General features: G+C 63.6%; 12 protein-coding genes. 5 read left to right on the top strand and 7 right to left on the bottom strand.

All coding sequences use genetic code 11. The features are described 5' to 3' along the window. Window positions 1-414: 414 nt before the first annotated feature. The 4 genes from CRO75_RS31330 to CRO75_RS31315 form a co-directional block, all read right to left on the bottom strand. Window positions 415-639 carry an MbtH family protein gene (locus CRO75_RS31330; RefSeq protein ID WP_053280257.1) on the bottom strand — a complete coding sequence of 75 codons (225 nt, stop codon included), beginning with the start codon at window positions 637-639 and terminating at the stop codon, window positions 415-417. An 81-nt stretch (window positions 640-720) separates the two neighbouring features. After that, window positions 721-2,133, bottom strand: a complete 1,413-nt coding sequence (locus tag CRO75_RS31325; protein ID WP_087092798.1) for an aspartate aminotransferase family protein — start codon at window positions 2,131-2,133, stop codon at window positions 721-723. 213 nt (window positions 2,134-2,346) lie between these two features. Next, window positions 2,347-3,672, bottom strand: coding sequence for an ATP-binding protein (locus CRO75_RS31320; RefSeq protein WP_177409815.1), 1,326 nt, complete (start codon window positions 3,670-3,672; stop codon window positions 2,347-2,349). Next, window positions 3,673-4,350 carry a response regulator gene (locus CRO75_RS31315; protein ID WP_007922871.1) on the bottom strand — a complete coding sequence of 226 codons (678 nt, stop codon included), beginning with the start codon at window positions 4,348-4,350 and terminating at the stop codon, window positions 3,673-3,675. A gap of 154 nt (window positions 4,351-4,504) precedes the next feature. On the opposite strand from CRO75_RS31315, the gene dsbD reads away from it, so the two are divergent. The 4 genes from dsbD to CRO75_RS31295 all read left to right on the top strand — a co-directional run bounded on the left by dsbD (window position 4,505) and on the right by CRO75_RS31295 (window position 11,316). Continuing rightward, on the top strand, window positions 4,505-6,244 hold the full coding sequence (dsbD, locus tag CRO75_RS31310) for a protein-disulfide reductase DsbD (RefSeq protein WP_097140479.1): 1,740 nt from the start codon (window positions 4,505-4,507) through the stop codon (window positions 6,242-6,244). Next, on the top strand, window positions 6,244-7,116 hold the full coding sequence (locus tag CRO75_RS31305; protein ID WP_009044901.1) for a TlpA disulfide reductase family protein: 873 nt from the start codon (window positions 6,244-6,246) through the stop codon (window positions 7,114-7,116). Before dsbD ends, CRO75_RS31305 begins: the two co-directional genes overlap by 1 nt. Next, complete coding sequence (gene dsbG / locus CRO75_RS31300; RefSeq protein ID WP_085531645.1) at window positions 7,092-7,859, top strand: thiol:disulfide interchange protein DsbG; 768 nt, start codon at window positions 7,092-7,094, stop codon at window positions 7,857-7,859. Before CRO75_RS31305 ends, dsbG begins: the two co-directional genes overlap by 25 nt. A 94-nt stretch (window positions 7,860-7,953) precedes the next feature. Further along, window positions 7,954-11,316 carry a DEAD/DEAH box helicase gene (locus CRO75_RS31295; RefSeq protein WP_097140477.1) on the top strand — a complete coding sequence of 1,121 codons (3,363 nt, stop codon included), beginning with the start codon at window positions 7,954-7,956 and terminating at the stop codon, window positions 11,314-11,316. A 111-nt stretch (window positions 11,317-11,427) separates the two neighbouring features. Here the strand turns inward: CRO75_RS31295 and CRO75_RS31290 are convergent, their stop codons facing one another. The 3 genes from CRO75_RS31290 to CRO75_RS31280 all read right to left on the bottom strand — a co-directional run bounded on the left by CRO75_RS31290 (window position 11,428) and on the right by CRO75_RS31280 (window position 14,267). Further along, a complete protein-coding gene (locus CRO75_RS31290; protein WP_085531648.1) occupies window positions 11,428-11,799 on the bottom strand; it encodes a DUF3077 domain-containing protein in 372 nt (123 codons plus the stop codon). A gap of 502 nt (window positions 11,800-12,301) precedes the next feature. Beyond that, window positions 12,302-13,354: a hypothetical protein gene (locus CRO75_RS31285; protein ID WP_097140475.1), complete on the bottom strand. Its 1,053-nt coding sequence runs from the start codon at window positions 13,352-13,354 to the stop codon at window positions 12,302-12,304. 94 nt (window positions 13,355-13,448) lie between these two features. Next, window positions 13,449-14,267 carry an alpha/beta fold hydrolase gene (locus tag CRO75_RS31280; RefSeq protein WP_097140473.1) on the bottom strand — a complete coding sequence of 273 codons (819 nt, stop codon included), beginning with the start codon at window positions 14,265-14,267 and terminating at the stop codon, window positions 13,449-13,451. Window positions 14,268-14,419: 152 nt separating this feature from the next. Here CRO75_RS31280 and CRO75_RS31275 point away from each other — a divergent pair. Beyond that, the coding region (locus CRO75_RS31275; protein ID WP_143504283.1) for a transposase at window positions 14,420-14,625 on the top strand (206 nt) is incomplete at its 3' end.

Here is a 14,625-nt window from a genome sequence, read left to right as displayed (position 1 = left end):
GAACGCCTGACCCTGCTGTTATCGAGCACCACCCAACGGGTTTTGCGATGCTGGACAACAGATGACGTGAACGGCAAACCGGCCTGACGAAGAACCTGTGCGGCTACACGGTTCAAAACCGTTCCCCTATTTAGGATCGTCAGGCGCGATTTTCATCGAGGCGCAGTACCGAGTCTGACGCCGGATAGATTGAGGCAAGCCAACCCACGCATCCATGAACAGTATTGCAGAAACGGGGGGTGACCATAGATGTAGCCGCTGCCGCAGCCTGCGATCGACTGCGCAGCAGGCGCAAAACCCGAGAATGCGTAGAGTCTGGCTCAACGCGCGACCCCGTTACGGCCGCTTCGTCGGAATGCCGCCCAACCCGAGCGCAGCCTCGCAGGCTCGGCAGCGGCTACAGCGACGGGGTAATCAGTTGGCAGCCGCCTGGGCGTCCATCTTCTGCCGCAGGCTCAGCGGGCGCATGTCGGTCCACACCTCTTCGATGTAGGCCAGGCACTCCTTCTTCAAGCCGCTCTTGCCCACGGTGCGCCAGCCCTGTGGCACAGCCTTGTAGTCCGGCCAGATCGAATACTGCTCCTCATGGTTGACCACTACCTGGAAGAGGATGTCCTCGCGGTCGAATACTGAAGTCATTACGTGTCTCCATCGCTATAAGGCTCGCTGCGCTGAAGGCGCAGCGGTTGTGAATAAGGAACGTTCAAGGCCCGTGGAAAATTAGAGGCTGGCGACCGCCGCCGCCAACGCCCGGCTGAAAATATCCGCCACCTGGTCGATTTGTGCTGCGGTGATCACCAGCGGCGGCAGGAAACGCACCACGCTGCCATGGCGCCCGCCCATTTCCAGGATCAACCCACGCTTGAGGCATTCACGCTGCACCAGCGGCGCCAGGCGGCTGAACTGCGGCGGATGGCCCAGGGCGTCTTTCTCGCCGGCCGGGTCCACCAGCTCGATCCCCAGCATCAGGCCGCGCCCGCGAATGTCGCCCATCTGCGGATAGTCGCGCTGCAGGATCCGCAGGTGCTCGCTCAAACGCTCGCCCATGGCGGCGGCATGCTCGGCCACCCGGTGTTCCTTGAGGTAGCGCATCACCGCGGAACCGGTGGCCATGGCCATCTGATTGCCACGGAAGGTGCCGGCATGGGCGCCCGGCAGCCAGGTGTCGAGCCAGTCGCGGTAGACCACCACCGCCATCGGCAGGCTGCCGCCGATGGCCTTGGACAGCACCACCACATCCGGAATGATCCCGGCGTGCTCGAAGGCGAACATCTTGCCGGTACGCGCGAAACCGCTCTGGATCTCGTCGACGATCAAGGCCACGCCGGCCTTCTCGGTGATCCGGCGCACGCCGCGCAGCCAGTCGAGGTCGGCGGGAATCACCCCACCCTCGCCCTGCACCGCTTCGACGATGATCGCTGCCGGCAGCTGTACGCCGGCTTCCGGATCGCTCAGCAGGTTTTCCAGGTAGCTCAGGTTGGCCTTGACCCCGGCTTCGCCACCCAGGCCGAACGGGCAGCGGTAGTCGTAAGGGAACGGCAGGATCTGCACCCCATTGGTCAGCAGCGCACCCAGCGGGCGCTTCGGCCCCAGGCTGCCCATCAGGCTCAAGGCGCCCTGGGTCATGCCGTGGTAGGCGCCCTGGAACGACAGCACAGTGCTGCGGCCGGTGGCGGTGCGGGTCAGCTTCAGCGCCGCCTCCACGGCGTCGGTGCCGGTGGGGCCACAGAACTGGATTTTCGCTTCGGCGGCCAGGGCGGGCGGCAACAGGCCGAACAGGTCCTGGACGAACTGGTCCTTGACCGGGGTGGTCAGGTCCAGGGTCAGCAGCGGCAGCTCATCGGCCAGCACCTGCTGGATGGCCTCGATCACCACCGGGTGGTTGTGGCCCAGGGCCAGGGTCCCGGCACCGGCCAGGCAGTCGATGAAACGCCGGCCTTCGACGTCCTCGACATGAATCCCGCTCGCCCGTTTGAGCGCCAGCGGGATCCGCCGCGGGTAACTGCGGGCATTGGATTCCTGCTGGTTCTGCCGGGCCAGCAACGGCGATTCGGTGAACTGGTAAAGCGTCTCGGCAGGCGCGGGACTGGTCCGCGCGGGCTGATCGTCGACAAGGCTGGTAGCAACTGACATCTCTCGAATCCTCACGCTGATGAGTTGAGCGAAACCGCACACCACACAGGTGCGCAGCCGGTTCAGCGCGCACTCGCAGGTTTTCCTGTTCTGGAAACGCATCAGCGACGAGAGGATTTACACCCGGGCGAGGGTTTATTGCGTGGGGAGATAATGGGAAGAGGACGAATTGTCAGGGGCCTGTGGCGATTCGAGTTTTTTCGCGATAAGCCCTCAGGCCGCTTGCAGCGGCATGGTCAACTCGACCCGCAAGCCATCGGGCCGGCTGTCGAAATGCAGCACGCAACCGCAGCGCTGGACAATCGCCTGGACGATGGCCAGGCCCAGGCCGCAACCGGTGCTCTGGCCGTTGCGCCAGAAGCGCTGGGTCAGGTGCTGCAAGTCATCCTCGGGAATCCCGTCACCGTGGTCGCGCACCTGGAAACGCACGCGATTGCCGATGGTTTCCAGGTTCAGCTCCACCGGCGCATCGCTCGGGGTATGGCGCAGTGCGTTGTCCAGCAGGTTGCGCAGCGCGGCGATGGCCAGCACCGAGGGCATTTCCAGCGGCGCCGTCGACACCCGCTCGTCGATGTGCAGCCTGACCCGCTGCCGGGCACCGCTGGCGGCGTCCTGGATCGCGGTTTTCGCCACCTGTTCGGCACTGCACTGCACGCCGTCCTCGAACGACAGGCTGCCTTCGACCCGCGCCAGCAACAGCAGCTGCTCCAGGGTCCGGTGCAGACGGTCGGCGCCTTCTTCGGCGCGCGCCAGGGATTGATCGCGGGCCGCGCCGTCGGTCATCCGCGCCACTTGCAGGTGGGTCTTGATCGCCGTTAGCGGGCTGCGCAATTCGTGGGCGGCGTCACCGGTCAGGCGGCGCTCGCGCTCGAGGGTCTTGCCGATGCGCTGGAACAGCTGGTTCTGGGTTTCCAGCAATGGCCGCAGCTCGCTGGGCAGCGGCTGGATCTGCAACGGCTCCAGGGAGTCGGCGCTGCGGCGCATCAGGGCATCGCGCATGCGGTTCAGCGGCGCCAGGCCCTGGCCGATCCCCAGCCACAACAACCACAGGCAACCGAGCAAGGCCACGCCGACCGGCACCGAAGCGGCCAGCAACACCGACATGTTCAGCGCTTCACGCTCGACCTGGCGATCGGCGGTGGTGATGCGCAGGTCGCCCCGGGCCAGGGTGAAGCTGCGCCAGCGCACGCCGTCGATCATCTGGTCGTGAAAACCCATGCGTTCGGCTTCGAGCTTTTCGTCGGGGTGGTTATGGCTGCGGGCGAGGATCTCGCCGCGCAGGGAGCTGACCTGGCAGGCCATGCCCCCGGGAATGTTCAGCTGTTCGGCGCTGAAATGGGTGCCCTCGCCCTTGCTCGGCAAGGCCGGCAATTGTTCCAGCAGACCGGCGACCATGCGCGCCGACGCCACCAGGCGCTGGTCGAGGGAAAACATCATCTGGTTGCGCAAGTCGCTGAACATCCAGGCCGCGGCCAGCGCCCAGATCAGCACAAAGGCCGCGCCGATGGTCAGGCTCAGGCGCAAACGCAGGCTCATCACTTACGACTCCTCCCCGCCATCCGCCGGCCCCAGGCGATAGCCCAGGCCGCGCACGGTCTCGACGATACCGTTGCCGAGTTTGCGCCGCAGGTGATGGATGTGCACGTTGAGGGCATTGCTTTCCAGTTCGTCGTTGAAACCGTAGACGCTGTCCTTGAGCTGCTCGCTGGACAGCACCCGGCCGCGGTTGTGCAGCAGCGCCTGGAGCAGCGCCTGCTCGCGCCGCGACAGGTCCACCGGCTGGCCGCCGAGCTGGGTTTCGCGGGTGCTCGGGTCGTAGGTCAAGCGGCCGTGCTCGATCAGGTTGACGCTGCGCCCCGCCACCCGGCGCAACAGGGTATGCAGGCGCGCCGCCAGTTCCCGCAGGTCGAAGGGCTTGAGCAGGTAATCGTCGGCGCCGGCCTGCAGGCCGTCGACCCGGTCGGTGACCGAGTCCCGCGCGGTGAGGATCAGCACGGGGATTTCCAGGCCGTTGTGGCGCAGCTGCTTGAGCAGCTTCAGGCCGTCTTCGTCGGGCAGGCCGAGGTCGAGCACCATCACGTCGAATTCCGCCACGCCGAGCATGGCCCGCGCCGCCGAGGCAGTGGCCACGTGCTCGACCGTCAGGCCCTGGGCCGTGAGGCCGGCCACAATCCCGCTGGCAATCAGCTCATCATCTTCACAGACAAGTACGTGCATGGTGGAACCTGTAGAAAAGGGGTGCATTAAAACCAGCGCCGATTAAGCCGACATTATGCCTGCACCGCCAGTGCCACAAGGCGTGCAGGGTTAATCATCGGTTAATCGCCATCGGCCATTGTGCCCCCCACTTGCACCGGTTTAAGGCTTTTCCATGCGTCGTCTGTTCATCCTGTTGTTCATGCTGCTGTCGGGCCTGGCCCAGGCGGGTAACAACCCGTTCGAGGTCAAACCCGACTTTCTCCCGGTCGGCAAAGCCTTCGTCTTCACCTCCGAACGCCTGGCGTCGGGGGAAACCCAGCTGTTCTGGCAGATCGCCGACGGCTATTACCTGTATCAGCAACGGCTGAAATTCGACGGCCTGGCGGACGCACACAAACCGGCCCTGCCCGAGGGCGAGGCCCACAGCGACGAATTCTTCGGCGCGCAGCAGGTGTATCGCCAGGGCCTGGAACTGAAAATCCCCGCCGGCGCCACCGGCAAGGTCAAGGTCGGCTGGCAAGGCTGCGCCGATGCCGGCCTGTGCTACCCGCCGCAATCCTTGGAAGTGGACCTCGGCGGCAGCCCGGCCGCCGCCAATGCAACCAATACCACCGAGGCCAGCGACCAGGCCCTGGCCAGCGGCCTGCAACAGCGGGCCCTGGGCTGGAGCCTGCTGGTGTTCTTCGGCCTCGGCCTGTTGCTGGCCTTCGCCCCCTGCTCGCTGCCGATGCTGCCGATCCTCGCCGGCCTGGTGGTGGGCAGCGGCGCCAGCCCGCGGCGCGGCTTCGCCCTGGCCGGCAGCTATGTGGTGTGCATGGCGTTGGTCTATGCCGCGATGGGCGTGCTCGCCGCGCTGCTCGGCGCCAACCTGCAAGCCCTGCTGCAACAGCCCTGGCTGCTGGGCAGCTTTGCCGCGGTGTTCGTGGTCCTGGCACTGCCGATGTTCGGCTTCTTCGAGATGCAACTGCCGGCGGCCCTGCGCGATCGCCTGGAAAATGCCAGCCGTTCGCGCCGCGGCGGCAGCCTGGTCGGCGCCGGGGTGCTCGGCGCCCTGTCCGGCCTGCTGGTCGGCCCGTGCATGACCGCGCCGCTGGCCGGCGCCCTGCTGTACATCGCCCAGAGCGGCAATGCCCTGCACGGCGGGCTGATCCTGTTCGTCATGGGCCTGGGCATCGGCCTGCCGCTGTTGTTGCTAGTGACCGTGGGCAACCGCTTCCTGCCCAAGCCCGGCCCGTGGATGAACCTGCTCAAGGGCGTGTTCGGCTTCCTCTTTCTCGGCACCGCCATCGTGCTGCTGCGCCCGGTGCTCGACGAATCGCTGTGGATCGGCCTGTGGGGCGCGCTGGCGCTGGTCCTGGCCTACACCGCCTGGCAGCAGATGCGTGCGGCCGGGCGCGCCGGGCACCTGTTCGGCGCCGGTTCAGTGGTATTCGGCCTGTGGGGCAGCCTGCTGCTGGTGGGCGCCGCCGGTGGCAGCGACGATCTGTGGCGACCGCTGAAGGTCTACAGCGGCGGCAATGGCGTGGCGACCGTCAGCGCCCACGATGCCTTCAGCACCGTCAAGGACCCGGCCGCCCTGCAAGACGCCCTCGACACCGCCAGGGCCCAGGGCCAGTGGGTGCTGCTGGACTACTACGCTGACTGGTGCGTGTCCTGCAAGATCATGGAAAAACAGGTGTTCGGCCAACCCCAGGTCCTCGAGGCCCTGAAAGACGTGCGCCTGCTGCGCCTGGACGTGACGGCCGACAACGCCGCCAGCCGCGAACTGCTCAACCGGTATAAAGTGCCGGGGCCGCCGAGCCTGCTATGGATCGGCCCGGACGGCGAAGAACGCCGCAGCCAGCGGATTACCGGTGAGGTAGACGCGGCTGCCTTCCTGCAACGCTGGACCGCTACCCGAGAAGCCCGTTGATGCTGACCTTTACCATCGGCACCTTTGCCATCGCGCTCAACCACCTGCTGCTGATCAGTGCCCTGGCGCTGGCCACCTTGGTCGGCTGGCGAGTCGCCAAGCGCGGTGGCGAGAACCCGGAATCGGTGCTGTTCGGCCTGTTCCTGCTGGGCATGCTGGCGGCGCGCATCGGCTTCGTGGTCGCCTACTGGAAGCATTATCGCCACGACCTGTGGCAGATCATCGACCTGCGCGACGGCGGTTTCCTCGCCTGGCCGGGGGCCATCGTCCTGCTGCTGGCCGCCCTCGCCTGGGGCTGGCGCCGCCCGGCCCTGCGCCAGCCGCTGGGCGCCGGGGTCGGCAGCGGCCTGGCGTTCTGGCTGCTCGCCACCCTGTCCCTGAGCCTTTTCGAACAAGGCACGCGGCTGCCGGAAATCGCCCTGCGCAACCCCGACGGCGGCACCGTGCAACTGACCAGCTACCAGGGCAAACCGCTGGTGATCAATCTCTGGGCCACCTGGTGCCCGCCCTGCCGCCGGGAAATGCCGGTGCTGGAAAGAGCCCAGCAGCAGCGCCCGGACCTGACCTTCCTGTTCGTCAACCAGGCCGAAAGCATGCAGAGCGTCAGCACCTTCCTGGCCACCCAGGAGCTGAACCTGAACAACGTGCTGTTCGACGGCAGCGGCCGCCTGGGCAAGGCCGTGGGCTCCATGGCGCTGCCGACTACGCTGTTCTACAGCGCCGACGGGCGCCTGCTCGGCAGCCACCTGGGCGAGCTGTCCGAGGCCAGCCTGGCCCGCGCCCTGGAACATTTCGACTCAGCGCATTCGACCACGGCCACGCAGGCCGCCCCTTCAAGGAAATTGCCATGCCTTTCATCCGCCACCTGCTGAGCCTGTCCCTGGGCGCCGCCCTGCTCCAGGCCCCGCTGCTGCACGCCGAAGAACTGCCCGAGGCGGTCAAGAAGATCGAAGCCAAAGGCGCCAAGATCGTCGGCAGCTTCGATGCCCCGGACGGCCTCAAGGGCTATGCCGCGCAGTACCAGAACCGCGGTATGGCGCTGTACCTGACCCCGGACGGCAAGCATGTGCTGCTGGGCAACCTGTACGACGCCGACGGCAAGGACCTGAGCGCCGAGCCGCTGCAGAAACTGGTGTACGCGCCAATGGCCAAGGCCGTCTGGGCCAAGATGGAAAAGAGCCACTGGATCGCCGATGGCAAGGCCGACGCGCCGCGCGTGGTCTACCTGTTCAGCGACCCCAACTGCCCCTACTGCAACATGTTCTGGGAACAGGCGCGGCCCTGGGTGAACGCCGGCAAGGTCCAGCTGCGGCACATCATGGTCGGCATCATCCGCGAAGACAGCCCGGGCAAATCCGCCGCCCTGCTGGCCGCCAAAGACCCGCAGAAAGCCCTGCAGGACCACGAGAAAGCCGGCAAGGGCAGCAGCCTCAAGCCCCTGGCCAAGATCCCCGCCGAGGTCCAGGCCAAGCTCGACGCCAACATGGCGCTGATGGACGAACTGGAGCTGTCCGCCACCCCGGCGATCTTCTACATGGACGACAAGGGCGAGCTGCAACAGCAACAAGGCGCACCGGCGCCGGACAAGCTGGGCAAGATTTTCGGGCCCAAATGAATGAGAGGCGCCACGACCTGACCGCTAATGGCCTTTAGCCTTACCGACAGCGTTACACTACTGCCTTTATTCACGCAGACAGGGATGTGACGTTTTGAAAGCTCAAGGACAAGCCAGGCTTTTAGACATTCTCGATTACTGGCACAAGGTGGAATTCTTTCTACCTTATGCCCTCGGGAAATATGTTGAGGACTTCAAGGAATGGGAGACCCGATGGCTCTCCCAGGAAGATCTCCAGCAGAGCAAGGACAGCCGCTGGCGCAACTTTTCCATACCTGACGCCCTTCAAGTCAAAGGCTTCAATCTCTATATCGGGGTCTTTGACGCCTCCGTCATTGCGACTCTTTGCGAACCGCACCTGGCCGCTTTATCGGTAGACGAGAACACCTTCTACGAAGAGCAGGAACGGGTGGAGCTTGAAGGGCTGACGTGCTTCGCCAAGATCAAGCTCAATGCGCAAGCCGTCCCGCAACTGGATGCCGTGTCACTGTCGACGGCTCCCTGGGCGCTAGGGCAAACGGTGAGCAAAGGGCTTGGTGCTCTTGGCCATCAAGCCTTCGAGGACGCCAAGGAGCAGTTGGTCAAACTGCTGCACAACTTCCACGGACAGCGTCAGCAAAACGATGACCCAGCCTTGATGGCCGAGGAAGTCATGCACCTGCATCAACTGCTGTGCAACTGGGCCAGTTTCACGCCTGAGCAGAACAGCGGTAGCGCTGTCGCATTGCTTCAAGTGCTGACCCAGCCCAAGGTCGAGAAACCACTCACCCAACCCTCTGCGGCACAGGCAACGGAAGTCGAGGACGAAGAAGAACCCGATACCGAGATCGACATCCTCAACAGCTTTTTCATAAAAGACATCGAGCGTGCGATCGCCAGCCTGCAACGCGCAGAACAGCCGCTGCCTTTGCTTCAATACCTGGGCGAAGCCGACCCGGGCAAAAGAATCGACCTGTATACCGACAATGGCCGCAAGGCCATTTACCAGGCCCTGCAACCGCAATGCATAAACCCCGGGCATTGGCCGGATGAGCCCGGCCATGCCATGAGCCTGATGCAACAGTTCGCGATCAATACCGCGCTCGGCACCTTGGAAAACAGTGGGGTGTTCTCCGTTAACGGACCACCCGGGACAGGCAAAACGACGTTATTGCGCGATATGTTCGCCGAGAACATCGTGCGTCGGGCGCGGGTATTGGCGGGATACAGCGAGGCGGAAGATGCTTTCGTCGGCGGGAAAAAACCGCAGGTCACCTTCAAGGGCATGCCGAATACCTACACCATCCGCGCGCTCAAACCTGAGTTGACCGGCTATGAAATGGTGGTGGCCTCCTCTAACAATGCCGCCGTGGAAAACATTTCCCGAGACCTGCCCAAACGCAAATCCCTGGGAAAATGCTGGAACGACGTGCAGTACCTGCAACCGGTCGCCCATAAGATTGCCGCACAAAAAAGCGATGGCAGCATCAGCGACCTGTCCGACGAGGACAAACCCTGGGGCTTGATCTGCGCCGCACTCGGCAATAGCAACAACCGAAAGGTCCTGCAGGAGCGCATGTTCTTCGCCCCGGTAGACTCCACCGAGCCCAATCGGCCACTGACGATTCGGCAATGGGTGGATGAATACAAAGGCCCCACCTTCAAGGATGCCAGCGCAGCCTTCAAAAAAGCCGATGAGGAAGTCAGCAAAGCACTGGAGGAACGAGCCCGTTACGCCAGCCTGCTGGAAGAAATGGCGGCTACCGATGAACAGGCCTTCCTGCACCTTCAGCAACAGTCATTCAATCAGGCCGAACAGACCAGGGCGTCCGCCCAGCAAGCCCTCGACCAACAGCAACAGCAACTTCAAGCAACGGCGCAACACCTGGGCAGCCTTCAGGAACTGGAGCGCCTGATAGATCGCAGCCGTCCGGTCTGGTGGAAGCGCTTGTTCAACACTCAAGCCGCTAAAACCCACCGTGACGAAAAACTGGAAAATGCCCGGCTCCAGCGTCTGGCGCATGAAGAGATCAACCGCGCGAAAAGCCTTCTGAACAATAGCCTCAGACCAGAACTTGAAAGCGCGCAAACCGCATTGCTGTTCTGTAAAAGCGAACTCGATACCCGTAAGGCGCAATGGCAAGACAAGTGCCGATGCCTGGACGATTTCGCCAGCCGCCTGGGCCGTCCGAATTTGCCAAGCCAGCTCAGTGAGCTGGAGAACAGCGAGTTCCAGATCAATGGGCTTTGGCATGATGAAGCACTCAATCGCTTGCGCTCGACCTTGTTCGCCGCGGCGTTGACCCTGCATGAAGCCTGGCTGGCCGAGGTGGCGCCCTCAGGCTCGAACGGCAAGGGCTTCAGCGCCAACCTCGCCGCCATCAGCCTGTTGCTGAGCAACAAGACCCCCGAGGATGAGCGACTGACCCAGGTGCTCTGGCAAAGCCTGTTCATGGTGATTCCGGTGGTCTCGAGCACCTTTGCCTCCTTTGCCAACCAGTTCCGTGGGTTGGGTGCTGGCTCTTTGGGCTGGCTGTACATCGACGAGGCGGGACAAGCCGTGCCCCAGGCCGCCGTCGGTGCCTTGTGGCGAGCGCAAAGAGCCATGGTGGTGGGCGACCCCCTGCAAATCGAGCCGGTCTTCACCCTGCCGCAACGCCTGGTCAAGACCCTGGGCCAGCTATCGGTACACACGGCGAACGATGCCTTCGCCCCCAATCGTGTGTCGGTGCAAAGCCTGGCGGACCACAATAATCTGTATGGCAGCGTGTTCAAGAACGATACCGATCAAGAGCTGTGGATCGGCAGCCCGTTGCGGGTCCACAGACGCTGCATCGAACCCATGTTCAGCCTGTCGAACCAGATCGCCTACGGTAACAAGATGGTCTTTGGCCTGCCCAATGCCCACGCCGAACAGGACGCCCCTGTGTACAGCTCCAGTTGCTGGGTCGATATCCCTGGCAATGTCGAACACAAACAGGTTGTCCCCCAGCAGATCGAGTTCATGGTCGATCTGCTGGGGCAGCTGTACCTGCGCGATGGAGAACTGCCGCAGCTGTACGTGATCTCGCCGTTCAAGGCCGTGCGCCTGGCCCTGCAAAAAGCCATACGCATGGCGGCCTGGGCCCGGCCCAACCATCGCCCGAAATTACCTGCGGGCGAGTTGAAGCAGTGGTTGAAAGCCTCCGTCGGCACCGTGCATACCTTTCAGGGTAAAGAACAAGACACCGTGTTCATGCTGCTGGGGGCAGACACCGAGCATGCGGGAGCGGCGCAGTGGGCCGCCTCCAAGCCTAACCTGCTGAACGTTGCCCTCACCCGGGCCAAACGTCGGGTCTATCTGGTGGGGGATTTTGAACTGTGGGGGTCGCTGCGCTATTTCGATGCGGTGAGTCGCGGCAAATTCCCGCTGCAAAGAATGGGGCCCGCTTCATTTCTGGCGAAACTGAATGCGCTGGAAGAACAGACCCCAAGTTGAACACCGTCAGCGCCTTACGCTGACCTGAGCGCTCGCCCCCACGGATACCTGATTGTGAAACGACTATCAGGCCTCCGTGGGGGCGAGCCCGCTCACGATGCGCGCTTCAGTTCAACGGGCGCCACGCCCATCCAGCAACGCATCCACCACCGCCCTGGCCATTTCCACGGAATGGACCATCGACCAGATCAACCCACGCTCCAGGCCACTGCCGCGTTCGGTGATTTCATCGCTGACTTCTTCGGCGCATTTGAGCAAGAGCGAGACATGCACCAGGGCTTCTTCGGCGCTGATGCCTTCGCGTACACAGAAAAGAGAATCCGGGGTGACACGCACCGATACGGTGGTGGCCAAGGAAGCGAACGGCACCGTTTCGACAGGTTGCTCGGCCAAGGATTGGCGCAGGGCCTGGTTGGCCTGTTTCAGTTCGGGGTTGCGGTAGGTGCTGGAATCAACAGGTGGATCGGGAACAAGTTTTTTCATGGTTGAGCTCCTGGTAAATAAAGGAGCTGACACCGTTCGCTTGCACACGAATTAAGGGTGGCAGCCATACGCGGGTGTGCAAGACCGAGCTACCAGGCCACTCAGCAGATCCGAGGATCTCCCGCGCATGGCCGCCATAAAGCAGCGGACATGAAAACGCTCACTCACGACTGAGCGCTTCTGCACCTGGTAAGAGCCCGGACTTGCACATCCGTGTCATCGATTTGGCGATGACCCAGGCAGCCTAGCCCCGCATACAGGCGCACTCAAGCGCGCAGAAGTTTCTAGGAAAAGCCTTACAAAAGAAAGCGAATCAGCCCCCTGTAGCCGCTGCCGAGCCTGCGAGGCTGCGATCGACTGCGCAGCAGGCGCCAAACCTGCCAATGCGGTGGGTCAGGCAAGATTCCGTCGCCTGGTTTGCGGCCGCTTCGCGCCCGAGCGCAGCCTCGCAGGCTCGGCAGCGGCTACAGGGTCGTCAGAATTCGGTGCCTGTGCGCAAGGCTCAGGCGAACTCGTCCGGCGCTTCGCGGGCAAGGATGTTCTCCAGCTCGCCCGTGTCGCCTCGTTCGTTGAGGAGGCCGCTGACCTGATCGACCCAGACCTTTTCCGAGGCAATCCCGGCCCACGACTGGCTGCCGAAGCCGTGATACGGACGGTCATCGAAGGTGCTGATCAGCAGTTGGTTGAAGCGCACCGTTTCCAGGTTCTTGCGCTGGATCTGCATCTGCAGCGCCCCCAGCACCTTCTGCTGCTCTTGCGGGTTCGGGCGATAGCTGAAGAGCCGCGGCGAGCTGAGCACCAGGAACTCCGGTGGAAGGTTTTCATCGATGGCCGCCTGCAAGCGGTAATGGCCATCGAGGATCAGGTGGCAGCTCAGGCCGCTGACGTACCACAGCAGGATGGGCGGCAAGCTGCCTTCGCGGGCTTTCTTGCGCCACCATTTGAGGCGCCCGGAATGCGGGTCCACTGCATGCAGGCCGACCACCGCGCCGCCACTCTCGCCCAACTCGACCCAGCGCGCCGCGCCGGGTTGCCGGTTGTCGAGGATGTTGCGGCCGTAGATCGCCCACTGCGGCATATGGCTCAGGGCGTCTTCGCCGCCCTTGAAGTACCAGGCTTCGGTGCCGCTCAGCAACGGCCGCATCGGTTTGAGGGATTCCGGGCGCAGAGCCCGGACCAGCCAGTAGCCCGGGTAGAAAAAGTCCGGCTGGTGCTGCATCAACTGCTGGACGAAGAAGCGGCTCCAGGCCTTGAGGCGCAGGGCCGGGTCGAGGCGTAGCTGTTGCTCCACCTGGGGCGAATCGATGGGGCCCACCAGGGTTTGCGGCCATTGCTCCACCAGGTGATTGCGTACCAGCCACACGCCGTAAAGGCAGCGGGACATGGTGCCCCAGAGCAGCGTCTGGTCACCCAGCACCAGTTGCATGCGTCGGTTGTGGCCACTGAGCAGGCGCAAGTTCGGCTTGCCACTGGCCGGGCGCTGGACGTCCACCCCGAGGCCGTTCCAATTGCCGGCCAAGTCCTCGATATCGCGCCAGTAAATATGTTCCGTCATCGCCCCTGTCCCTGAATGAAAACGCCCGGCGCAGGTGCTTGGACCTGCGCCGGACGCGACTATAACAGAGGGCTGGGGGGTGGCCGCTGCACTGTCAGCAGGAATGCCGCTCCGCCAAAAAAGCCAACAACGCCTCGGTGACAAATTCCGGGTTCTCCAGGTTGGAGATATGCCCGGCCTCGGGCACCAGTTGGTAAGGGCAACCAATCAGCTCAGCCATTTCCCGGGTTTCCGATGGTGGGCGCGGCTTGTCCTGGTCGCCGCACAACAGCAAGGTGGTCTTGGGGTCCAGCTGGCCGAGGCGCGACAGCAGGTCTGTGCGGCTGAAGGTGATGCGGCCCATGGGCACCACGCTTTCGCGCAGGCGTTCGCTGGGCAGGGCCGCGAGCACGGCGCGGAAGTCCTGGTACAGCGCCGACTGCGGGTCGATGCCCGGACGGAAGAAAATCGGTACCACGATGTCCAGCAGCTGCGGCGCGATCACCCCGCTCTCTTCGATCTGCTTGAACAACGAGAAGTAATACTGGCGGGTCGGCTCCGGCTCGGCCCCCAGATAGGTGTCCATCAGCACCAGGCCATTGATGCGCTGCGGCGCCGCCAGGGCCAGGCGCGCGCCCCACATGCCGCCCACCGACAGGCCGACCAGGCTGATGCGCTCGATCTCAAGATGATCCAGCAGCGCCAGCACCTGCCGGGCGATGTCGTCCAGTGAAGCAGTGCCTTGCGGCAGCGCGCCGGACTGGCCATGGCCCCACAGGTCCAGGGCGATCACCCGGTACTGCCGGGACAGCGCCTCGATCTGCGGCGCCCACATGTTCAGGTCCCACAGGTAGCTGCCGGCCAGCAGCACCGCCGGGCCGCTGCCCTGGTCCAGGTAGTGAAGGGCTTGTCCATCAATAGTCGCGAAGGGCATCAACTGTCTCCTGTCAGGTGGGCTGCGAAAAAGCCTCGCTAGACTGTGCCGGTGAAGGGTTACCGTCAATCGGACAAGTCCTAGGTTCTGTACGAAAACCCTTGAAACATCGAAATGGGTAAAATCGCCGCCATCAACGGCAGGAGCCCCTGATGGCCAAGCGATACGAACTCAGCGATGCGTCCTGGGAAATGATTGAAGATCTCATCACCCAGGATCAGAAAACGGGACGCCCAAGAAACGACGACCGCTTGATGCTCAACGGCATCCTATGGGTGCTCTGCTCAGGCGCCGCATGGCGCGATATGCCTGAGCGTTTCGGCCCTTGGTCGACGGTCTATCAACGCTTTCGCGACTG

The sequence above is a fragment of the Pseudomonas sp. LAMO17WK12:I10 genome (genome assembly GCF_900215185.1).
Lineage (GTDB): Bacteria > Pseudomonadota > Gammaproteobacteria > Pseudomonadales > Pseudomonadaceae > Aquipseudomonas > Aquipseudomonas chlororaphis.
Note: the sequence above shows the minus strand (reverse complement) of the source record. Positions and strands in the feature narration are given on the sequence as shown.

Excerpts from the sequence above, each read along its gene's own strand:
- dsbD (WP_097140479.1), top strand. The coding sequence starts at position 4,505 with ATGCGTCGTCTGTTCATCCTGTTGTTCATGCTGCTGTCGGGCCTGGCC.
- CRO75_RS31315 (WP_007922871.1), bottom strand. The coding sequence starts at position 4,350 with ATGCACGTACTTGTCTGTGAAGATGATGAGCTGATTGCCAGCGGGATT.
- CRO75_RS31325 (WP_087092798.1), bottom strand. The coding sequence starts at position 2,133 with ATGTCAGTTGCTACCAGCCTTGTCGACGATCAGCCCGCGCGGACCAGT.
- CRO75_RS31285 (WP_097140475.1), bottom strand. The coding sequence starts at position 13,354 with ATGACGGAACATATTTACTGGCGCGATATCGAGGACTTGGCCGGCAAT.
- CRO75_RS31280 (WP_097140473.1), bottom strand. The coding sequence starts at position 14,267 with ATGCCCTTCGCGACTATTGATGGACAAGCCCTTCACTACCTGGACCAG.
- CRO75_RS31305 (WP_009044901.1), top strand. The coding sequence starts at position 6,244 with ATGCTGACCTTTACCATCGGCACCTTTGCCATCGCGCTCAACCACCTG.
- CRO75_RS31330 (WP_053280257.1), bottom strand. The coding sequence starts at position 639 with ATGACTTCAGTATTCGACCGCGAGGACATCCTCTTCCAGGTAGTGGTC.
- CRO75_RS31290 (WP_085531648.1), bottom strand. The coding sequence starts at position 11,799 with ATGAAAAAACTTGTTCCCGATCCACCTGTTGATTCCAGCACCTACCGC.
- dsbG (WP_085531645.1), top strand. The coding sequence starts at position 7,092 with ATGCCTTTCATCCGCCACCTGCTGAGCCTGTCCCTGGGCGCCGCCCTG.